Here is a 22,315-nt window from a genome sequence, read left to right as displayed (position 1 = left end):
GTAATCCACTCCCGTTCTACATAAACCAGGCATGCTTGACACTGCTTTGGTCGGAGCTTAATTTTGAAGCCCACCAAACAACACGGCTCATGCACCTGAGATCCTCCATCCTATTATTACAGACCAGCATTCTGGCTATTCTCTTTACTTTGGCGATGGTCGCCGGCTACACTTTAAGCTTACCAAACGCATCCGGGGGCGCTGCCGCCGGTGCAGAGAAAGTTAGCGGGCAGGCCGCCACTCCCCCACCTCTTTCCGCGGGCAAGATTGTCTGGCGGAAAAATGGCTGTGCCGCCTGCCACAACAAAAACATGAAGGACAAGGCCACCGGCCCGGCCCTCGGCGGCGTTGAGGCCCGCTGGGCGGGCTACCCCCGTGAAGACCTCTACGCCTGGATCCGGAACAGCCAGCTACTGGCCAGCAGCGGCCACCCACGGGCGATGGAGGTCTCGGAGAAGTACCCCGGCGCCATGTCCAACTTCCCGGATCTGAGCGACGGAGAGATCGAAGACCTGCTCTCTTACATCAAGGAGGAATACGAAGGGCGGCCGTGAGTAGCGCAGAGAATCTGCCTGTTTGACAACACTGCTCGTTCCACAATAACGGCACCTGCGGTTCCCGCCCTCCTGACATCCCTTCCTGCAATTAAGGTTCTTTCCCGACAAAACCGCCCAACCTTCCTCTCTTGGCACGATCTTTGCGCAACCCTCCAAGCGCCAGCATTGTTATTTATCTTTAGGCCATTGTTTGTGCGCCCTTTACTCTACCCTCCGAAAAACTAAATGTGAGCCGACCCAAGATTAAAATTGAGATGGATAACCGTGGCTTTGACGACGATCAGGATCTTTTCCCCTTCATCGGTACCGAAGAAGGGGATGAGGAGATGGATGCTGCAGACCTCCCCGAACTTCTCCCCCTCCTGGCCCTGAAGAATAGTATCCTCTTCCCAACCATTGTTATCCCCATCAACATCGGTCGGGACCGCTCCATCAAGGCCATTAATCAGGCCGTTGATTCCAACAAGTGGATTGCCGTGTTCTCCCAAAAAGATCTGGAGATAGAAGAACCCTCCGGAGAAGACCTCTACGAAGTTGGTACTCTGGCCAAAATACTGAAGATGCTGCGGATGCCCGATGGTAGCCTGACGGCCGTCTTGCGCGGCCAGCAGCGCATTCTTCGGAAGCGGATCACCCGCGAAGAGCCCTATATGGAAGGGGAAGTAGAATTACTTTCCTACGTTTCACCACAGGAACCACTGACCTTCAAAGCCACGATGGACAGCGTACGGGACAACGCCCGCCGTGCCGTAGAGCTGAACCCCAACATCCCTTCGGAAGCCCAGGTGATGCTCGATAACATCGAGCGACCAAGCCACCTGCTCAACTTCATTGCCAGCAACCTCAACGGTGAAATGAGCACGAAGCAGGAGCTGCTGGAAACTACTGACCTGGGCGTTAAAGCCGGTAAAGTATTGACCGAGCTGCAGTCCGAACTCCAAATCCTGGAGCTCCGCGACCAGATCGAGAACCGCACCCGTGGCGACATCGAAGAGCAGCAGCGACAGTACTTCCTGAATCAGCAAATGAAGGCCATTCAGGAGGAATTGGGTGAAAACCCCAACAAAGAACAAATCGCCCTGCTCGAAACCCGTGCTGTAGAAAAAGACTGGCCGGAGGAGGTAGACAAAACTTTCACGCGTGAAATTGCCCGCCTGAAACGGATGAACCCACAGGTAGCGGAATACAGCGTACAGCTTTCCTACCTGGAGATGCTGCTTGACCTCCCCTGGCGAGACTATACCGAAGACAACTTCGACCTGAACGCCGTTGCCAAAAAACTGGACAACGATCACTATGGCCTGGAGAAAGTTAAAGACCGGATTCTGAGCCATCTGGCTGTTTTAAAACTCAAGGGCGACATGAAAGCGCCCATTCTCCTCTTGCTGGGCCCTCCGGGTGTCGGTAAAACGAGCCTGGGTAAAAGTGTGGCCGAGGCCCTGGGGCGCAAGTACGTACGCATGAGCCTGGGTGGCCTGCATGATGAAAGTGAGATTCGCGGTCACCGGAAAACCTACATCGGCGCCCTCCCTGGCCGGATCGTTCAGTCGCTGAAAAAAGTACAATCTGCCAACCCCGTTTTCATCCTGGATGAGATTGACAAAGTTGGCCAAAGCCACCGCGGAGACCCTTCCAGCGCATTACTGGAAGTACTGGACCCGGAGCAGAACACTACCTTCCACGATAACTACCTCGATTTGGACATCGACCTCAGCAAGGTGATGTTCATCGCTACGGCCAACGACTACGCTACCATTCAGCCGCCCCTGCGGGACCGGATGGAGATCATCAACCTCAGCGGCTACTCCGCCGAGGAAAAACTCGAGATCGCCAGGCGCCACTTATTGCCCAAGCAACGGGAGGAACATGGCCTGAAGGCGAAGCAGGTCAAAATTCCGGTCACCACCCTCAAAGCCATTATCGCTGGCTACACCCGGGAAAGCGGAGTGCGGGGCCTCAACCGCGAGATCAGCGGACTGATGCGCTACGCCGCCCGGCAAATTGCGATGGAAGGTGCTGAGCAGGTAACCATCAAAGCCGAGAATCTGGAGGAGGTCTTAGGTCCCACCAAATTTGAGCGGGAGCCTTACCGCGCGGGCAAACTGGCCGGCATTGCCGTTGGCCTGGCCTGGACGCAGGTTGGAGGAGAAATTCTTTACGTCGAAGCCAGCCTCAGCCCCGGAAAAGGTAACCTTACCCAGACCGGCAACCTCGGTCAGGTGATGAAAGAAAGTGCCATCACGGCACTGTCCTACCTAAAGGCTAACGCCAAAAAAATAGGCATTACGGCAGACGAAATTAAAGAGCAGGATCTTCACATTCACGTTCCGGAAGGAGCGACGCCGAAAGACGGACCGAGTGCGGGCATAACGATGCTCTCCGCCATGGCCTCCGTTTACACGGGCCGGCCGGTACGGCAGTACCTGGCTATGTCCGGCGAGATTACCCTGCGCGGCCGGGTTCTCCCCGTTGGCGGCATCAAAGAAAAGCTTCTGGCGGCCAAACGCGCTGGCATGAAACACATTCTTCTGAGTCAGATGAATGAGAAGAACGTTCGTGAAATTGAAGAGCGTTACCTCAAGGGAATCCAGATTCATTACGTGGAAACGATGGAAGAGGTACTTGCATTCGCGCTTACGTAAGGCAAAATAATCGTTAACGTTTTCAGTTGCTCCCAACCTCGGGCTATCTTTCGCTGTCTTTTATAAGGAAGCAATCCATTTGATATGAAGTACTTGGTCCTTTTTTGCGTTTTGTTTTTCACCGCTGCGGGCTTACGGGCTCAGCAAACCTCTTTGGTAGACCAAAACGGTGAGGCACTTGTACAATTCTCCGGCATGGTGCTGGACGGTACGAACAGCCAGTTACAGCCGGTTCCTTACGCAACCATTCTCATTACCGATGATGGCCGGGGCACCTACGCCAACCTGGAGGGCTTCTTTAGTATCGTAGCTCACCTCGGAGACAGCATTGTCTTTAGTGCGCTGGGCTATGATGATGTGACCTACGTCATTCCCGACACCCTCACGGAAGATAAGTACAGCATCGTACAACTGATGAGTCGCAACGCCATCGACCTGCCCGAGACCGTCGTTTTCCCCTGGCCAAGCCGGGATCACTTCAAGCTGGAGTTTCTGGCCATGGACGTCTCTTCTGACCTGCAGTCACGGGCGTCTGACAACCTATCCGTTGAAACGCTGGAGGCGCTGCAACAATCCGTCCCGCGTTCGGGTAGCGAGAATGCCAGTTACTACCTGCGGCAGCAGGCGCAAAAGACCTATTACATTGGTCAGCGGCCGCCGATGAACATCTTCAGCCCCGTAGCCTGGAAACAGTTCTTTGATGGCTGGAAACGAGGAGACTTCAAGAAGAAGGACGACCGGTAGAAGGTAGTGTCAGTGGTTTAGGCGATCCTTTGAGTGCCCAATCAGATGGCGCGGACGCAGGTGCAGAGGTGGTTTTACAAAAGCAAGGGAATCAGCGTTTTGCCCTTCAGCAATCGACCAACGTTTGCTGCTTCACGACCGACGACGCAACTATCCGGCATACAATCCCGTTTATTCAGCTAGTATGAGCACCGAAGGAAACAATCCCAGGCTTGATCCTGAATTCTTTATCGGCACCGCAGCGATCAGTCTTGTGGGTGCCTTTATTTTCCTGCGTGTCTCCTTCGCTTTCTGCATCGGTTTCGTATTAGCCAGCATCGTGGCCATGAGCTGGTACTTTTGGCCATTGATTAGCAAAAGATTCCCTTCTCCGGCTAAAAAGGTCAACGAGAATGATTTCGGTCAGCGGGTCAGCTTACGCCTGGAAAGCTGTCAGCAAAAAGAATTCCGCTTCCGGTCTGAGGCCGAAAGTATTCGCGAGAGCATCGCTGCTCTGCGGGACGATCTCGAGCGCAGCGAGCAAGCTGGTACTGAAGAGAAAGAACGTGCCGGGCAACTCATCAAAGAATTTGAGGCGGAGTTTAATCTCCGCCTGGCCAAGGCGGCTTTTTTTGCCGACTGCGCCACCAAGCTCCGGGAATTACTGGACCGCCACCGCCTCCACGAAAGCATCGCCGCCCGTAAACGGGAGCTTGACGAACTACGTAAAACTAACTTTGACGACGAAGCCTCTCTGGAAGAGACCCGCTACCACCTCGAACAGGATAGCATCCAGCTCGACACCATTGCGGAGTTAACGAAGGATATTTCCATTAGTTTCAAGGCCGAACAGGCTGAAGAGCTTCGCGCTAAGCTGGAAAAACTTCGTACCAGTTTGTAGGAAAACTGCCCTTTTTACGGCCTTTCCTGAAGCTCTGCTTCATAATCCGAAGATAATTTTCACTTACACCTTTGACAATATCCGCAGGCGTACTATCTTTGCGGTCGCTTAAGCGCAAAACGTTGCGTGTTTTAGTGTATGTCCGTTGATTCATTTCACGCCACATATCCTTCCCGGCCCGTTCGTCTATCGGTTAGGACGCCAGGTTTTCATCCTGGTAAGAGGGGTTCGATTCCCCTACGGGCTACAAAATTGCCTCCGGCATTTTTGATATGCGATTCTCGATTCTTGATTGGTGATATTTGATTTGGCTACCGCACGGCTCAGCTCACTTCGTTCGAACTTTCGAGCGGAGCGAGAAGTTAACAGCGGCGCAAATCATGAATCGAAAATCGCCAACCGAGAATCGAGAATAATTTTCCCGGCCCGTTCGTCTATCGGTTAGGACGCCAGGTTTTCATCCTGGTAAGAGGGGTTCGATTCCCCTACGGGCTACCAACAAAGGTCTTCTTTCTCCGGAGAGAAGGCCTTTTGTTTTTTTAGTAAACAGCGTCCGATAAGGACGACGAAAGTGAACGATTAACCATTACTTTTTGTATTATTTACACTAAGTGCTTATTTTTGGCATCCTTTAGCATGAAGGCGGTAGTGAACGGTCAAAAAAACCGGCTTGTTCAGAACTCCGATCCTCCAACTTTCACTGCACCCGCGTTTGCGCCCAAAATGCCAAGCACAGTTGCATCCTTAACTCGCATTAAGACAAAATTCCCCCCAAGAAATGGCAAGAATTGCAATCAATGGCTTCGGCCGCATCGGACGAATTACCCTTCGTAACCTGCTTGAGAAAGGCCTCGACGTAGTAGCTGTTAATGATTTGACGGACAACGCGACCCTCGCTCACCTATTTAGGTACGACAGCGTACAGGGTAATTACGCCGGAGAGGTAAGTGCTGATGATGACTACATCTACATTGATGGAAAGAAGATCGACGCGCTGAGCCAGCCTGACCCCAGTAAGCTGCCATGGGCAGACCTTAAGGTCGACGTAGTACTGGAATGTACTGGTCGTTTCCGTGATGAGGACAAAGCCCGCCTGCACATTGCTGCTGGCTGTAAGAAGGTTCTCATTTCTGCTCCGGCAGGTAAGGGAGACGTTGCTACTGTGGTACTCGGCGTAAACGAAGAAGTACTGAACGCCAGTACTGACGTATACTCCAACGCCAGCTGTACCACCAACTGTCTGGCTCCGCTGGTAAAAGTTCTTGACGACGCCTTTGGTGTTGAGCAGGGCCTGATTACCACCGTGCACGCCTACACTGCTGACCAGAACATTCAGGACGGCCCACATAAGGACCTGCGCCGCGCCCGCGCTGCAGCCATCAACATCATCCCTACCAGCACCGGTGCGGCAAAGGCCGTTGGTCTCGTACTCCCGCACCTCAATGGTAAGCTCGATGGTGGAGCCATGCGTGTTCCCGTACCTACCGGCTCCCTCACTGACCTTTGTGTTACCCTGAAGAAGGAAGCAAGCCTGGAAGAAATCAACGCTGCTTACAAAGCCGCCGCTGAAGGTCCGATGAAAGGTATCCTTGCCTACGTAACGGATCCCTACGTAAGCTCTGACATCGTTGGCAGCAAGTACTCCAGCCTTTACGACGAAGGACAGACCAAGGTGATTGGTAAGCTCGTCAAAGTAGTTAGCTGGTACGACAACGAAGCTGGTTACTCTGCCCGCCTTGCTGACCTGTGTGAGCGCATTGCTGCGATGTAATAAAGGTTTAAAGCTGAGAAAGGGAGTAAGGGAGAAACGTTTCTCCTTTGCTCCCTTACTCTTTTATTCTCCCTTATCCTTTCCTTCCCTTATCCCCTTTACTTATGTCTCTCAAAGACCTCGACTTATCCGGTAAGAAAGTTCTCGTTCGCGTAGATTTCAACGTGCCGCTGGACGGCGATAAAAAAATTACGGACGACACCCGTATTGTAAAGGCAGTACCTACCATCCAATACCTGCTGGAGCAGGGAGCTGCCGTCATCCTGATGTCTCACCTGGGACGTCCGCAGAAGAAAAAGAATGAGGACGGGACGATTAATAAAGAGGCCTTCAGCCTCGCCCCCGTGGTGCAAACGCTGGAGGACCACGTCGGCTGCCAGGTTAATTTCGTAGCGGACACCATTGGAGAAGAAGCCAAAGCAGCCGTTGCGGCCCTGGAGTCCGGGCAGATTTTACTGCTCGAGAACACCCGCTTCTATGCCGGGGAAGAGAAGGGCGACGAAGACCTGGCTAAGGCGATGGCCGCACTGGCCGATGTATACGTCAACGATGCTTTCGGTGCTGCTCACCGGGAACATGCCTCGACGGCTACCGTAGCCCGTTTTTTTGACGCTGAGGCCAAGTCATTCGGTTTCCTGATCGAATCAGAGCTGGCGGGCGCAGAAAAGCTGCTGAACAGCCCTGAGCACCCCGTTACGGCCATCGTTGGTGGCGCGAAGGTGAGTGATAAGATCTTACTGCTGGAGAAACTGCTGGACTTTGCTGACAATATCATCATTGGCGGAGCCATGGCCTATACCTTTAGCCTGGCCCAGGGTGGTAAGGTTGGTAAATCGCTGGTAGAACGGGACAAGACAGACAAAGCCCTTGAACTACTTGAAAAAGCGAAAGCCAACAACACGAATATTTACCTCCCCGTAGACACCAAAGTCGGGAAGGACTTCGCTAATGAAACACCCAGTGACGTTGTTGCTGCCGGTGAAATAGGAGACGAATGGGAAGGCTTAGACATTGGCCCGCAGTCCATTCTTAACTTTAGCGAGGTGATAGCCGACAGCAAATCAATCCTCTGGAACGGCCCGATGGGCGTTTTTGAGATGAGCAACTTTGCCATTGGCACCAACGCCATTGCGAACGCCGTAGCCAAAGCTACCCAGGAAAATAACGCCTACAGCCTGATTGGTGGAGGTGACTCCGTATCGGCCATTAACCAGGCTGGCCTTGCCAGTAAAGTTAGCTTCGTTTCTACCGGAGGTGGCGCGATGCTCGAACTTCTTGAAGGTAAAGTTCTTCCTGGGATAAAAGCCATCCAGGGATAGGCAGCCTTCCAAACAGGAAAGCACACCATGATAGCAGCACGCAGAGCCTTCGGGCTTTGGGTGCTGCTTTCGTTTAAGGCCCACGCATCTGCTAAAGTTGGTTGGTCAGTAAAGGCGACAGGCGAAGACCTGAGGTCATTCCACACAGGGATAACAGAGGGGAACAAGCCATTTATCCGCCGACCCGCCGAAAGCAACCAGTTGAGTATTCGGACGTCACAAATACAACAACGGTTGTTTTCCGCGCAGAAGTGGGTAAGATAGCCTCCATCCCGGAGTGCGAAAGAAAATACTTTTGCCGTGAGCCTCAATACAGCCTTTGCCATCCTTTTTATGTATCAAGACGTTTACTCAACATGGAGCTTGAAATGACCCTGGGCCAGCCTACCGGCCTGGCAGACATACCCATTAACTTCCCCGGAAAGGAAGTTAGCGGTTCGGACTCGGGGGATGACCCCTTCAAGATTCCTTATGACAATGTGCTATCCCTGGAGCTTATCTTTCAACGGATCGAAAAAGCCACGGACTCTCCGGATTTTGGTATCCGGTATATTGCCAGGGAGATCATGCGCAGAGTTGAGCAAACGCCGGAACTACGGGCGCCAATAAAAGCTCTCTCTACCTTAGAGAAACATAAGGAGACAATGGAGCTCATCATGCTCTTTCTCGTTCCACCTACTGATCGGGAGACGAAGCTGATCCGTTTTAGTAAGCCTTTTGAGTTTAACCCTATCTACGTCAGTCCGGCTATGGCCGAACTGATGAACATGAAAGACGCCTGCTTCTCTTTCAGCAATAAAATGGAGGAGGTGATGTCCCGCCAGGTTGTAATGGTTGGCTGTCAGATTTTGCGGCAGATTTATGGTGTGGAGGTTGACGTTAAGCCTTCTGCCATGCTAACTGTTCCTGATTTGAAAACGGGCTTACGCCGTTTTTACAAGCCAACGATGGACGAAAGGTTCATTCAGGTAATCACAAAAGGGGAGGTTCCTAAATTGGGTAAGAAACAAATTCAACGCCTGCTCCATAACATTTCCGATACGGCGCTTTGGCTTGAGCTCCTGCCCCCCGAAAAATTTGCTTTTCACGGCCTTCACATATCTGACCTTACGGAAGTAACGGAAGAGCAGGCGCTAAGCCAGCTTAAGCACCGGCTCATCAGCAGGAATGCGATTCTAGACGTAGAAAAAGTCATTGAGTTAGCGGATCTCATCCGGGTACACTTTCAGAATAAAGACTTACAGTTAGGCCTGGCGGCCGTTGATTACCCGAACAGCCGCGCGGTAGATCATGAGTACCGTATTCGATTCAACTTCCTGTCCGACAGTGTTGATCGTCTTACCCAGGAAATTTATCGCGGCAGTATTTATGATCAGGCCTTCCAATCCGGAGAGGTTTTGATTGTTGAAGACCTTACCGCCATTCAGCGCCCCACCAAGTTGGAGAAGCTGCTAGTGAAACGAGGCATTCGTAGTATTCTCATTGCTCCTCTGCTGGATCAAAATAAGAACGTGATTGGCTTAGCAGAACTGGGATCTCCCATTCCCTACGGCATTAATGCCTTCATGGAGATCAAATTCCGGGAAATAAGAGGTTTGTTTCGCACTGCCGTAGAGCGCAGCCGGGAATACATTGACAACCGTATTGAGGCCATTATGCGGGAACAGTACACCAGTCTGCACCCAAGCATTGAGTGGAAATTTACGGAAGCGGCCTTCGACATTCTGCAGCGACAGGAAGAAGGCATACAGGATCAGCCCGAGGTAATCGCCTTCAAAGAGGTCTACCCACTTTACGGACAGGCGGATATCGTTGGCAGTAGTAAACTACGGAATGCGGCGATCTATCAGGACTTGTTTGACAACATGCGAGCGGGGCGTTTTTTCCTCGTGAGAGCGCTGGACCTGGTAGACTTTCCACTTATCCAGCAAGTGATCATGCGCATTGACAACTATCTGGCGACGGAGGTAGACACCTTCGACAACAGCCATGAGATAAGTTTCGGAGAGCTGGTACATAAGCACATCACCCCGCTGGTGAGTCAATTAGGTAATCAGAATGCTGAGCTAAAGGAGCTGGCCGACAATTACTTTATGCGCCTGGACCCCGACCTCGGTCTTTTCTACCGGGTCCGGCGAGACTATGAGCAGAGCGTACAAAAACTCAACCGGGTACTGAGCAAATTTTTCTCTGAGCGCGACCAGGCCTCCCAGGCCACTATGCCACACTACTACGAAAAATACAAGACGGACGGGGTGGAATATGAGATCTACGCTGGCCAGAGCCTCGTCAAAGACAGAGAGTTTAGCGACGTCCATTTAAAGAACCTCCGCCTCTCTCAGCTCATTGACATGTGCAAAGCTACCAGGCTGGTCAATCAGACCAGTAAAGAGCTACCCATGCCGCTGCGTACTGCTCAGCTGATTTTTGCCTATACTTCTCCGCTGGACATCAAGTTCCGGATGGACGAAAAGCGCTTTGATGTAGATGGCGACTATAACGTCCGTTACGAGATTCTCAAAAAGCGCATTGACAAAGCCACCATCCGGCAGGGAGCCGAACGGTTGACGCTGGCTAATCAGATCAGCATTGTTTACCTTAATGACCGGGACCGGGACGAGTACATGGACTACCTTGACTATCTCCAGCAGGCAGGTTACGTTGATGGAGAAATCGAAGAATGGGTGCTCGATCCATTACAATCCGTTAATGGGTTAAGGGCGCTACGCTTTAAGGTTAACATTGAGGAAGACAGTGTAGAGGTAGAAGACTAAGCAGCATCCTGATCGAATAGCACGCAGTGATAGATTCCATTGCTATCTAAGAGCGATCACTGCACCCGCGTCAGCGCCCCAAAATTTTGGGTTTCCGGACATTAAAAAAGCCTCCACCATCCGGAAAAGGACAGTGGAGGCTTTTTATCGAAAGCGGTCAACCGCTACATTCCTTATTCAAGAATTAGCTTACGGGCCGTCGTTCCTTCGTCCAGTTGGATCTGGAGGAGATAGGCTCCGCGCGGAAGGTTATTCCGGTTTACGAAACGTGAGGTAGCATTGATGCCCGTCAGGGAAGTAACGATGCGACCGTTCATGTCCATTACCCGCAGGGAACGGATGGGGTGTCCCTGCTCCGTACGAACGGTGAAACCTTCGCTGGCGGGGTTAGGGAATACCTCCAGGCCGATAGACTGGTTGCTGATCAGGTCGTTGGTGGAAACAAGCGCGTCAATATCCAGAGCGTAGTAAGCACGTGGAATGAAGTGAGCCATGATCGTGTCAACGAATGCCTTGGCAGCAGTGGGGTTTGCCCGGTTTGGGTTCGTCTGGTCTTCGCCGTTGATGATATCATCCGCACTCAGGTTAGCATCTGGAATAGCAGCATTGATTGCCGCGATAGTACCACGTAGCGTCGCCTCGTCAAACCAGTTCTGAAGGCCACTCGTAGCGCCGGATGCACCGGTTTCGCCACCAGCGGTACGGAGAACCGTCCACAGGTTATCTTGTCCCAGCTGGAAAACATCAGCCGTAGCGGTCTGGATGGGAGACATCGTTTGTACGGTTTTATAGCCAGCAGTGATTTGGTTAAGAACACTGGACAGTGGATCAAAAATGGGATCGAGTGACAATGCATTCGCCGGAGCAAGAACATCATTATTTCCTCTTGCATTCGCACGTAGCATCACCAGGTTAGAACCTTGTACGTCTACTACCGGCATGGGAGGGTTAGTAGGTACAATTACGGTACCTGCGTAAAAGGGGGCAAATGGATCAGATAAAGAGTGCAGTGATGCAGCGGGAGCTTCATTGCTCGTTCCATCCATCCAGAGCGTATCGCCAAGGGCGCCACCAACATTGTAGGTAAAGGCAACCTCAGAGCTGTACCCTACGTGGTTAGGTACGTTCTGCATCGTCAGGATGGTACCCTGTGGGTTAGAATTGACGCTCTCGTTTACCAGTGGAATGCCGGAGGGGGTGTAAAAATTCAGGTTCTGGAGGATTTCGTCGGTCCGGTCCAGGTAATTGTGCGTCTGCACAACGTAACCACCGGAGCCGATGCCAAAGAAGACGATCCGGCTGGTATCAATGCCGTAAGGATTGCCCTCTTCCGCTACGCTTTTCCGTAGGAAACGGGCCATAGCGTGAGCATCCTGAGAGGCACGGTATACTGCCTGGAGCAAGCTACCGGTACGGATAGAATCCGCAGCAGCCGTTGGCTGCCATCCTTTACGGTAAGTGGCTGCAATACCAACGTACCCGCGTTCTACCAGGCGAGTCGTGATTTCTACGACAGCGGAGTCATTACGAGCACCGTAGGGGCCTCCGTTGAAGTACTGAGGAAGAAAGTTTCCGGTATGGAAAACCACTACCACCGGGCGGGTATCCACCGTATCTCCCACTGGCTGATAGACATTCATTAGCTGTGGAGTCGGCCCCGTAGCTCCCTGAGAAATGGCCAGCGGATCGATGTTGGTGGAGTAAGTCAGATCCATCTCAACGGATACATCGGAAAACACCTTATCAACGTAACGGGTCTGCGCCATCAGCCCTCCCACCAGGAGAAGCGACAGCACTAGAAGTGAAGTAAGCTTTTTAATCATAATACGTAGTCATTTTTAGAGCGATAAAACTGATCGATTTTATTTCCGCTTCCAGTTATAGGTAGCGGATAAGTAAGCAAGGCGGCCAATCTGTGGCCCGCCGTATACTTGGAATACCTGGTTATCAAGAATGTTCGAAGCGCCAATCTTAATAACCGTGTTAATCTTAGGAATTTCGAAGTTCACCTGTGCATCCAGCAGGCCATAGCTTTCAATAAAGCCCGTGAACTGCGGGGAGCCCTCAAAGATGAAGCCGTCGACCCATTTGTAGGCGATGCTGAAACCGAACTCGCTAACGGCATCTCCGAGTAAGCTGAAGGGTACATCCCGGCCACTCAGGCCAACGTTGTACTTGTGCTCAGGGGTGTTGAAGGCAGGGATAATGGGGTCATCCGTAGCCGTATTCAGCGTGTTCCAGCTGTAGTTTCCGTTTAAGGAGAAGTAGCGCGCGAAATAGTAGTTTGCACCAAGGCTGAAGCCCTGGGTAGTTACCCGATCCGTAGCGTTAGCCGCAACCCGGTAAGCCTGAGCGCTCGTAATCTGCGAATTAACGAAGCCAAGATCTACCCCAAGGTTGAAGCCAATAAAGTCCTGGTAGAAGCTGTAGTAGTAAGTAGCATCAAGATAAAGCTTCTCAAAAACCGTAGAGCGGTAACCGACTTCCAGTGTCCGGACCTGTTCTGGCTGAATGGGGTCAACATCGAAGAAAACCAGGTCATCTGAGTTTCCGGAATTAGAGAAATCTCTTACACTTTCAACGGTCGTCAGCCCACTAACACCATCAATATTACCCAACAGGATCGCCCGGCCTACATTGTAGAACAGGTATTGATCATTCAGGGTAGGGTTACGGATGGCAGAACTGAAAGACACCCGCGCAGTTGTGCTGGGGTTAGGGGTAAACACGAAACTTGCTGCCGGGCTAAAGAGCAGGTTAAAGTTTTGGTTCTTATCGGCCCGCAAGCTGGCACTGACTTTATATCTGTTATTGAGGTGAAGCGTACCTCCACCGTAAGCACCTACTTCCCAGGTGTCGATATTGCGTCCCATGGTATCCAGCAGGAGGGTGCCGCGGGAATCGGGCGTAAACAAGCGCCCGTTAGCACCGACGGTTACTTCCAGACGGCTGTCTTCATTGGGGGTCCAAACGTTGTCGAACTTCTTCTCACCATGCAGGTGGTACAAGGCAGAGCGGTCAAAAAAGCGGGTACCGCCTTCATTAGCCAGCGTTGAGGTGATACTATCGAAGGCCCGGTTGAAACGGTCCGTTCCTACAACGAACTCGTCCTGACTATTAATGCCCCGCTCCAGGCTTGCAGCCTGGCGGGCATCGTTGTGGAACTCCTGTAATAAAACGGCGTTTTGGGGCATGGCCAGGAAGTCCCGTTGCAGGGCGTCCTGTTCGGCGAGGGTACAGTCTCCGGGGAAACAGCTGGGCCATCCTTCTAGGTTACGAATCTGGGGAGTAACCACCGATTGCCAGTAAGCAGAGTAGTCACCAGCCCAGGCACCATCACTTTTAGCGGCTTCCTGCAGCTTGATGGCCGTGAAGTAAGGGTCATAGCTGTTACCCGCGTCTTCGTGGGTGACGTAAGCGCGGAGGAAAAAGTTGTCCCGCTTGCGAAGCTCTACCCGATGCTGGAAGAACTGAATGTCCCGCAGGCTGAAGCGGTTGTCTCCCTGATATACCGTAGTTCCCGTACTGTAATTAGAGGTGAGCAGAAGCTCCGTGCTTTCCAGTGTTTTCTCTGGTTGCAAGCGGAAGTGGAAAGCGGCCCCAAACTTCAGGTTTTGAGAGTCATAATCCACCAGGTCGATTTCATTAAAGCCGCCACGGAAGATATGCCCCAGGCCCGGCCGCGTGCGGAGGAAGCCAAAATCAGTAGAGCTGCTGGCTTCATCACCATAGCGGTTAACGGCATCGAACCCACCGGGGTTAGTAGCCGGCACTTCGGTATCGAAGACCTGGTCATAGTTGTCAGCTACCCAGTCATCAGCCCGGAAGCCGAAGGCGTTGAGCTTATAGGCGAACCACTCGTTACCGTCCTTATTTTTCAGGGCATCGGCCCAGCGGAAACCGCCTTCAATCAGGTTACGCTCGGCAACTTTAATTTGTGCGGACAGACCTTTCTGCAGGAAAGGGTCCTTGGTTTCAATGGCAATAACACCGTTGAAGGCGTTCGGGCCGTAAAAAGCAGAGGAAGCTCCCACTACCAGGTTTACGCGGTTTACGTCCAGTTCGGAGGCTCCGAGGAAGTTTCCGAGGGAGAAGTTGAGGCCGGGACTCTGGTTGTCTACCCCATCAATGATCTGGAGGGAGCGCACAGGGTTAGTAGAGTTAAAGCCGCGGGTATTGACAATCTTGAACCCAAGGCTGGCGGCCGTGAGGTCAACGTCCTTCAGGCTACCCAGACCATCGTAAAAGTTAGCGGCTGGCGTTTCTTTAATGGCAATAGCGTCCAGTGTTTCCACCGTAAGTGCTGCTTGCCGCTGTTTATCGCTTATGCGTTGCCCCTTAACCTCAATAACATCCGTGGTGATGGCATTGTCTCCGAGGCGAATGTTCAGGTCCTGATCCAAAGAAGTAACCTCTACTTCCATAGGGGAATAGCCAATGTAAGAGAACTGCAGAATCGTTGGCAAGCCAGTAACCGTTAGTTCCCAGCTACCGTCAATATCGGTAACGGTACCCGTTGTTGTTCCTTTGGCTAAAACGCTTGCGCCGATTAGTTCATCGCCGTTTGTACCGTCCAGAATTTTACCCTTCAGGGTTACCTGGGCACATAGCGTTCCACAAAACAAGACACACACGAGGGTGGCAAAACAGAGAGATAGTTTCATATACTGGATAAGCAACATGATCGAAAAAGGAAAATAAAAAATTTTCCGGGCTGCAATTTAGTGAAAATTCGCTGGGGACTTTTCCTAAAAGAATATTTAACGCTTTAATGTCAGGTAAAATACTTGTAAATCAGCCAGTTACAATACAACACTATGGCGCGGACGCAGGTGCAAAAAATGGCTTTCAGGGGGCAATGCGGGTTGCGAACACTGCTGAGCAAGGTTACTCTGCACCTGCGTCAGCGCCCCCAAAGCACGGTAAGCAAAGGTAAGCCGCAAGTATAAAGGCTGCTCCCTTAGCGCATCCTCCTTAAAAACCTGCGATTTCCGCCTTTCCCGGTCTTACCTTTGTCAGGCATGTTACCGATCCCCTACATACGCCAGCTGCTGGGCAGTATTCTTTCCCGAAACAGCCATTTGATCAAACGGTCTTACCTGATGCCTGCAGAGGCACTGGACCGGGACGTGATGATCGACGTATACCGCCCTGCAGTCCCTCCCTGGCGGCTGCTCAACCTCGTTGTTTTCAACGACGGACAGGATCTGCCCCGCATGGATTTTGAGCATCAACTACGCGAAGCCTTCAGTGACGGCAGCCTCGCCCCGGTTATTGTAGTGGGCGTGCACGCTGGTGACCGGATGCGGGAATACGGAACTTCCGGCCGGCTCGATTATGAAGGCAGAGGTGACCAGGCAGCACAGTACGAACGGTTTCTGGTGCAAGAGCTGATACCCTGGATGGAAAGCCGGTTCAATATTCGCCAGCTTCCCGGCCGGAGAGCCATTGCGGGGTTCAGTCTCGGTGGCCTCAATGCCTTTGACGTTGCCTGGCGTAACCCCGGTGAATTCGGCGCTGCCGGTGTCTTCAGTGGTGCCCTCTGGTGGCGACACAAGGCCTTTCGCCAAAGCAAACCCGATGCGGATCGCATCGTGCATGACTACGTCCGCCGCAGTAAAAAAGTCCCCCCCGTCCGCTTCTGGTTCATGGCCGGAACCGAAGACGAAACCGATGACCGGAACCAAAACGGCATCATTGACGCCATTGACGATACGCTGCAGTTGATGGCCCTGCTGGCCGACAAGGGAAAAAAAGAAGAAGAGGACTTCACCTACGTTGAGGTCGAGGGCGGTAAACATGAACCCGAAACCTGGGGTACCGTCGTGATGGATTTCTTACAGTGGATTCAGGAGCGCTGATACCCGCGGACGGCTGTTCGCTGCGCGGCTGAATATTCACGCGGGGCCCGCAGCGGGAAGGAGAAAGGCGGAGAGGGAGTTCATCTAAAGAATCTTTTTCTAGTCCTGCCAATCCAACTCCCCCGGCCTGCACCTTCATTCTAATCCGGGCACTCAACCCATCCCGCTTCCCGATTGTCCTTGTCTTGTAGAACTATCCTTTTCACTAAAAACATTTCCCCATGCTCCGCATGACACTCTTACTATTGGCTACGGTTGTTGGCCTTGGTCTTAACGCTCAGGATTTTGGCGATCTGGACAAAAGCCCGCTGGATGCCGTTTACTTTCCCGCCCGTGCCGCATTTCGCGCATTCGCCAAAACGGACAGTGCAGCCCTGGCCATGGAGCCTAAAATCCGGGTGCTCTACAGCCGCCCTTACAAGAAAGGACGCGACGTTTGGGGAGGAGACCTGGCCCCCTATGGAGAGCCCTACCGACTGGGCGCTAACGAAACGACCGAAATTCAGTTTTATGCACCGGTCAAAATTGGTGATGCCATCGTTCCCGCTGGCCGTTACACCATTGGCGCCATTCCCAATGCCGACAACTGGGAAGTGTTCTTCTCTCTCGACGTTGACGGCTGGGGTGTATACGCCTACAAGCCTGAGCATAACATAGCGACCATCACAGTACCTACCGGCAAGTCTGATGAAGTCATCGAAAATTTCTCCATCACGCTTTACGAGGCAAGCGCTGGTGTTGTCCACCTGAAAATGGGCTGGGATAAGACCTTCGCAGAAGTACCGATAATGCTGATGGACTGATCTGGTCAACAGACCTGGTGCAAAAGCCCTTTCCGATGCTTTCGGGAAGGGCTTTTATGTTTAAGTTCATTTGAACATTAAGGATTATCTTCCCCATATGACCTCAGCACAAAGCCCCATTTTTATTGCTGCCCCCGCCCGCAGATCAGGCACTACCCTGATGCAAAGACTTTGTATTGCTTCCGGAGAGGCGATGATTTTTGGGGAATCAGCCGCGAACGACCTGCTGCAGGCAGGGATGATGCTTCAGATAAAGCAACAAAACTACTCCTACAATAGCGAGTGGCGGGACGGGATAATGGCTGAGGTACGGGAAGGAAAGGTCAATCAGTGGATCCCTGACCTTCTGCCCAACATAACGGACTACCTCTCCCTCCATGCTGAGTTGCTTGATCAACTCTGTTTGGGTTTTGCGACGGCCGCCAGGTGCAGCCGTTGGGGAGTTAAGTTACCGGAGTGGCCCGTCCAGAGCCTGGTATTCTGGCAAAACCGTCTTCCGGAATCCCGGACAATTTACATCCTTCGGGACGTAGAGGAGTGTGTTCAATCGGCCTTCACGATGGGAATGCTGACCGAAGAGAGTCATAAAGACGAATTCCGGCAGATCCATCAGCAACACCTGGCGATGGCTAAGCGGGACCTGTCTGCAGAACAAACTTACTTTCTGGATTACGGGCTACTCACTGCTCCATCAGCGGAGGAAGAGTTAGCTCGTGTGGCAGCATTTTTAAACCTGAAGTCTTTGCCTGCTTCGGTACTCGAAGTACGGGTAGGGAATTACTAAGGGCTCCACGGCGTAATGCCGGGAGCCCTGCAATACCTACAAATCAGCTCAGGTATTATCGTATTCGGCCAGCGGCCGAAGCAGAACGGGGTTAGCCCCCGCCTAAATTACATATTTGCAATGATCTCATCGCCAAATTCAGAACACTTCAGGAGGGTGGCTCCGTCCATGAGGCGTTCGAAATCGTAAGTAACGCGCTTTTTGGCGATAGCACCGTTAAGGCCTTTGATGATGAGGTCAGCAGCTTCCGTCCATCCCATGTAGCGGAACATCATCTCTCCGGAGAGGATGACCGAGCTGGGGTTTACTTTATCCTGTCCCGCATACTTTGGTGCAGTACCGTGAGTAGCTTCGAAGATGGAAACACCAGTGTTGTAGTTGATGTTAGCACCGGGTGCGATACCAATACCTCCCACCTGTGCTGCAAGGGCATCGGAGATGTAGTCACCGTTCAGGTTAAGGGTGGCAATTACACCGTACTCTTTGGGACGAAGAATGATTTGCTGCAGCATGGCGTCAGCGATCACATCTTTTACGATGATCTCCCGGCCTTCGTGCTTAATGACGTGCCATGGGCCGCCGTCGAGCTCTTCGCCACCGAAGTCTTGTGCGGCACATTCGTAGCCCCAGTCGCGGAAGGCACCTTCCGTAAACTTCATGATGTTGCCCTTATGGACGAGGGTGACGCTGTCTTTGTTGTTGTCGATAGCGTACTGGATGGCCGCCTTGACAAGACGGTTAGTTCCCTCCTGACTGACGGGCTTAATGCCAATGCCGGTTGTTTCCGGGAAGCGCACCTTCGCGTAGCGCTCGGGGTAGTTGCTCTTGAGCCACTGCAGGAAGGCAGCGTTCTCGTCCGTGCCTTCGGCAAATTCGATACCGGCGTAGATGTCTTCCGTATTTTCCCGGAAGATGATCATGTCTACGTGTTCGGGGTTCTTCACCGGGCTGGGCACTCCGTCGAAGTACTGTACCGGACGAACACAAGCGTAGAGATCCAGCTTCTGGCGAAGTGCTACGTTGAGGGAACGAATACCGCCACCAACGGGCGTGGTTAAGGGGCCTTTGATGGAAACCAGGTACTCTTCGATATTATCGAGCGTTGCTTGTGGCAACCATTCACCAGTGTTGTCCATGGCTTTTTGCCCCGCCAATACTTCTTTCCAGACGATCTGCTTCTTGCCGTCGTATGCTTTCTCCACCGCAGCTTCCAGAACACGACTGGCCGCAGCCCAGATGTCAGGACCGATACCATCTCCTTCGATGAAAGGGATAATGGGGTCGCTGGGTACGTTCAGCTTGCCGTTGGCGAGGGTAATTTTAGTTCCGCTCATGGATTATTTTGTATTTACTTAGTAGTTAGTAGCGCAAACATGCGCGATAGGCGGGCAAAAATAACAAAATTTGCGCGGCTATTAGACTTAACTATGTAAGTGGAATAGTAGTTTACCGTCCAAATATTTTAGAATTGAACAAGCTCCTCTATTTTTTTCTCCTTTTGGCCCTCCTGATTGGCTGTGGCTCCCCCAAAGTTGTGACAACGAAGGAAGCGCCCGCGATCATTACGGAACCTTCTCTGAGCACAGCGCCTGACAGCATACCACCAGGCCAGCAGGAAGTAACCCTGCAGGGCGATGAAGGTGAAATCCTCGGCCCCTTTCTTCCTCCGGCTATTCCAGAAACTATTTATGAGCCCTATCTCCGCCGGGCGGAGACTAATGCCCCTTCCCTCCCCTTCCCTGACAATAGCTGCCACATAGCCGTAGAGGTACGAAACTACGATGGTGTTGATGGTTGCGGCATTTTGCTGGAGTCAGATGAAGGAAACCTTTTTCTGGTGGGCGCCACACCACGCGGAGACCCACTCGAAGCCGGCACCCGGATCAGTATCGGTTATGAATTCATGAAAAACTACGAAGGTTCTACCTGCGGCAATGCAGACGCCGTCATCCGAATAACCTGTATGCGGCTACTACGGGTAAGCTCCGGTGTAGCCCGCCCGGTTGTTTGCGAGTCTTACGACAGGCCTAGTCGTTGGTTACTAGATCTTGCCGTTGGTGTAGGCGCTACCTACATTACCCGCTACCCCTGGGATGATGGGCGCTTCGTCTACCTCATCGAGTCTCCTTCGGGGCAGTACCTCTATGATTGCCGGGGCTACCTCATCTGTAAACCCCGGAAGAACTGCCTCGGGTTCATCAAAGACTTCAGCTCTGGTGTTTTAATCTATGAAGGATAATTGCCATGAAGAGGATACAAATGCGGACAACTATCCGTTAGTGTCTATATTGAATGCCATGCTTGAGGCGTTCTTATTTTCTACCTGCTAAATTGCAAGGGTGTTCCGCTAATGATTCCGCAGGAGTCACTTTCCGGCACTCTTTAAGCCCTGAGTCCTATGAAAATCACCCAAGTAGCAGCCTGGCTTTTAACGATCGGTCTCTTGCTGACCCTGATTGTTGTGGGCAAGGCCTATTTGGTCCCCATTTTCATGGCCCTGGTGATCTGGTACCTGGTGAACGCGCTGAACAATCTGTTCCGCCATATTCCCCTCGTTGGCGCCAGGCTTCCGAATGCGCTGACGTTAGGGATGTCTCTGGTATTTATCGGTCTGTCTCTCTACCTCGTAGGTGACACCGTTGTTGCCACCATTCAGAGTTTTGTGGTGGACAGCCAGAAATACGCTCCAAGAATCGATGCACAAATTGCCCGGGCGTACGAAATTTTCCGGCCGGACGCAGAAGCTCCTACTTTGGACAGTTTTGCTCTTGGCGACCAACTCTGGACCTATTCCGCTGACCTGCTCAACACCATTACCAACTTTGCCAAGGGGTTGTTTCTCGTATTACTCTACGTTCTTTTCTTCCTGATCGAGCAAACCGCTTTCGGTAAAAAGATGACCGCACTGGGCCTGGGCCTTGACGAATCCAACCAACTCTCTGTTGTCTTACAAGAGATCAATACGGCCATGCGGACGTACCTCGGGGTAAAAACATTCACCAGCCTGATTACTGCTCTGCTAAGCTGGATTGTCCTGGTAGCCATCAATCTCGACTTTGCCCTGTTCTGGGCTTTCCTGATCTTTTTGTTCAACTACATCCCAACCATTGGCTCCACTACGGCTACAGCGCTCCCTGCTTTTCTGGCTCTGGTGCAGTTTGACAGCCTGACGCCGTTTCTTATCGTCGCCATCGGCGTTACTTTCATTCAAATCCTGATTGGTAACATTGTGGAACCCCGCCTGATGGGAGACACCTTGAACATCAGCCCCCTCGTGGTGGTACTGTCCCTCATCCTTTGGTCCATGCTCTGGGGCATTGTTGGCATGTTGCTCAGCGTCCCGATTACCGTGGCGATCATCATCATTTGTGCTCAGTTCCCCACTACTCGTTACGTTGCCATTCTGTTAAGTAAAGACGGAAAGATATCAGCAATTGACACCTTAGAAGAGGAGCGGTAGACGCTGCACTAGCAGACGGCTACACCTTGTGGGCGAGAATATTGATTTTGAGGCGCTAAAAGACCAAGCGGCTTTTTCCTCCACCATCAAAGCCTCTACTCCGGCATTGGCCAGCCGTAGCTCTGCCAGTCTTCCAGGTAGTCTACGTCCGAAAGCGGAGCGAGTTGATGGACGCTCAGACCTGCTGCTTCCGCACGGTCGAGCGTATCGGGCAAAACCCGTTCGGTGCTCCATTCCATGTTCCGAAAAAGAGAGGTCTCCAGGGTTCTCATGCCCAGCAGGGTGTATCCTCCGTCCAGGGCGGGGCCGATGACGAGGTCATGGTCGTCCAGCGCCGCAAAGGCCTCTTGCAGGTAATCTGTCGTGATCCCCGGGCAATCGCTGCCGATAATGATGGCTCGATCCTGCCCTTCAGCGAATACTTCCCGAAAGCCCTGTTCCATTCTTTCTCCAAGCCCGCCGCCATGCTGTAAGCGCTTGGCAAAGCGGTCGTTGGGCCATTCGTCCGTAGTATCAACCTCATTAGAATAGTACACGAAACGATCAACACCTTCCAGGCCCAGGGCCTGCTCTCGCGTCCAGTCCGTAAGCTGGTGGTACATCTTCAACGCCATTTCATTGCCGACGGAGGCAGCAAGACGGGTTTTCGTCTTACCGGGAATGGGGTTCTTAACAAAGAGGAGGAGAGCGGGCATTGTTAGTATGGTAGTTGGTAGTAGT

The 22,315-nt window shown here is 52.3% G+C and carries 16 protein-coding genes and 2 tRNA genes; 14 read left to right on the top strand and 4 right to left on the bottom strand.

Annotation, left to right across the window (positions count from 1 at the left end; translation table 11 throughout):
• Positions 1 to 89: 89 nt before the first annotated feature.
• From BM123_RS18100 to BM123_RS18060, 9 genes are all read left to right on the top strand, one after another.
• Complete coding sequence (locus BM123_RS18100) at positions 90 to 554, top strand: c-type cytochrome (protein ID WP_245748613.1); 465 nt, start codon at positions 90 to 92, stop codon at positions 552 to 554.
• Positions 555 to 784: 230 nt separating this feature from the next.
• Positions 785 to 3,199 carry an endopeptidase La gene (gene lon / locus BM123_RS18095; protein WP_245748612.1) on the top strand — a complete coding sequence of 805 codons (2,415 nt, stop codon included), beginning with the start codon at positions 785 to 787 and terminating at the stop codon, positions 3,197 to 3,199.
• Positions 3,200 to 3,283: 84 nt separating this feature from the next.
• The gene (locus tag BM123_RS18090) at positions 3,284 to 3,943 is read left to right on the top strand and encodes a carboxypeptidase-like regulatory domain-containing protein (RefSeq protein WP_090171430.1); all 660 of its coding nucleotides are present in this window, start codon (positions 3,284 to 3,286) and stop codon (positions 3,941 to 3,943) included.
• Positions 3,944 to 4,127: 184 nt separating this feature from the next.
• Entirely contained in the window at positions 4,128 to 4,823 is a 696-nt protein-coding gene (locus BM123_RS18085; RefSeq protein WP_090171428.1) for a hypothetical protein, read from the top strand.
• Between the two features lie 175 nt (positions 4,824 to 4,998).
• A tRNA-Glu gene (locus BM123_RS18080) sits at positions 4,999 to 5,070 on the top strand.
• Positions 5,071 to 5,246: 176 nt separating this feature from the next.
• Positions 5,247 to 5,321 (top strand) — tRNA-Glu (locus tag BM123_RS18075).
• A 280-nt stretch (positions 5,322 to 5,601) separates the two neighbouring features.
• A complete protein-coding gene (gap, locus tag BM123_RS18070; protein WP_090171425.1) occupies positions 5,602 to 6,594 on the top strand; it encodes a type I glyceraldehyde-3-phosphate dehydrogenase in 993 nt (330 codons plus the stop codon).
• A 104-nt stretch (positions 6,595 to 6,698) separates the two neighbouring features.
• A complete protein-coding gene (locus tag BM123_RS18065) occupies positions 6,699 to 7,913 on the top strand; it encodes a phosphoglycerate kinase (RefSeq protein ID WP_090171422.1) in 1,215 nt (404 codons plus the stop codon).
• Between the two features lie 356 nt (positions 7,914 to 8,269).
• Positions 8,270 to 10,687 (top strand): GAF domain-containing protein, encoded by a 2,418-nt coding sequence (locus tag BM123_RS18060; RefSeq protein ID WP_090171419.1) that lies wholly within the window; start codon positions 8,270 to 8,272, stop codon positions 10,685 to 10,687.
• 173 nt (positions 10,688 to 10,860) lie between these two features.
• Here the strand turns inward: BM123_RS18060 and BM123_RS18055 are convergent, their stop codons facing one another.
• Positions 10,861 to 12,510, bottom strand: coding sequence for a T9SS type A sorting domain-containing protein (locus BM123_RS18055; protein ID WP_090171416.1), 1,650 nt, complete (start codon positions 12,508 to 12,510; stop codon positions 10,861 to 10,863).
• 39 nt (positions 12,511 to 12,549) lie between these two features.
• A complete protein-coding gene (locus tag BM123_RS18050; RefSeq protein WP_090171548.1) occupies positions 12,550 to 15,351 on the bottom strand; it encodes a TonB-dependent receptor domain-containing protein in 2,802 nt (933 codons plus the stop codon).
• 357 nt (positions 15,352 to 15,708) lie between these two features.
• On the opposite strand from BM123_RS18050, the gene BM123_RS18045 reads away from it, so the two are divergent.
• The 3 genes from BM123_RS18045 to BM123_RS18035 all read left to right on the top strand — a co-directional run bounded on the left by BM123_RS18045 (position 15,709) and on the right by BM123_RS18035 (position 18,135).
• Positions 15,709 to 16,548, top strand: coding sequence for an alpha/beta hydrolase (locus BM123_RS18045; RefSeq protein WP_139211940.1), 840 nt, complete (start codon positions 15,709 to 15,711; stop codon positions 16,546 to 16,548).
• A gap of 221 nt (positions 16,549 to 16,769) precedes the next feature.
• Complete coding sequence (locus BM123_RS18040; protein ID WP_090171409.1) at positions 16,770 to 17,351, top strand: DUF2911 domain-containing protein; 582 nt, start codon at positions 16,770 to 16,772, stop codon at positions 17,349 to 17,351.
• Positions 17,352 to 17,448: 97 nt separating this feature from the next.
• Positions 17,449 to 18,135: a sulfotransferase gene (locus BM123_RS18035; protein WP_090171406.1), complete on the top strand. Its 687-nt coding sequence runs from the start codon at positions 17,449 to 17,451 to the stop codon at positions 18,133 to 18,135.
• A 107-nt stretch (positions 18,136 to 18,242) separates the two neighbouring features.
• On the opposite strand, the gene icd is transcribed toward BM123_RS18035, so the two are convergent.
• A complete protein-coding gene (gene icd, locus BM123_RS18030) occupies positions 18,243 to 19,469 on the bottom strand; it encodes an NADP-dependent isocitrate dehydrogenase (protein ID WP_090171403.1) in 1,227 nt (408 codons plus the stop codon).
• Between the two features lie 134 nt (positions 19,470 to 19,603).
• On the opposite strand from icd, the gene BM123_RS18025 reads away from it, so the two are divergent.
• Both BM123_RS18025 and BM123_RS18020 read left to right on the top strand, forming a co-directional pair.
• Positions 19,604 to 20,374 (top strand): hypothetical protein, encoded by a 771-nt coding sequence (locus BM123_RS18025; protein ID WP_090171401.1) that lies wholly within the window; start codon positions 19,604 to 19,606, stop codon positions 20,372 to 20,374.
• A 159-nt stretch (positions 20,375 to 20,533) separates the two neighbouring features.
• Entirely contained in the window at positions 20,534 to 21,595 is a 1,062-nt protein-coding gene (locus BM123_RS18020; protein WP_090171398.1) for an AI-2E family transporter, read from the top strand.
• A 95-nt stretch (positions 21,596 to 21,690) separates the two neighbouring features.
• On the opposite strand, the gene BM123_RS18015 is transcribed toward BM123_RS18020, so the two are convergent.
• A complete protein-coding gene (locus BM123_RS18015) occupies positions 21,691 to 22,290 on the bottom strand; it encodes a TIGR04282 family arsenosugar biosynthesis glycosyltransferase (RefSeq protein ID WP_090171396.1) in 600 nt (199 codons plus the stop codon).
• Positions 22,291 to 22,315 lie beyond the last annotated feature (25 nt).

The sequence above is a fragment of the Neolewinella agarilytica genome (assembly GCF_900110645.1).
Taxonomy (GTDB): domain Bacteria; phylum Bacteroidota; class Bacteroidia; order Chitinophagales; family Saprospiraceae; genus Neolewinella; species Neolewinella agarilytica.
Note: the sequence above shows the minus strand (reverse complement) of the source record. Positions and strands in the feature narration are given on the sequence as shown.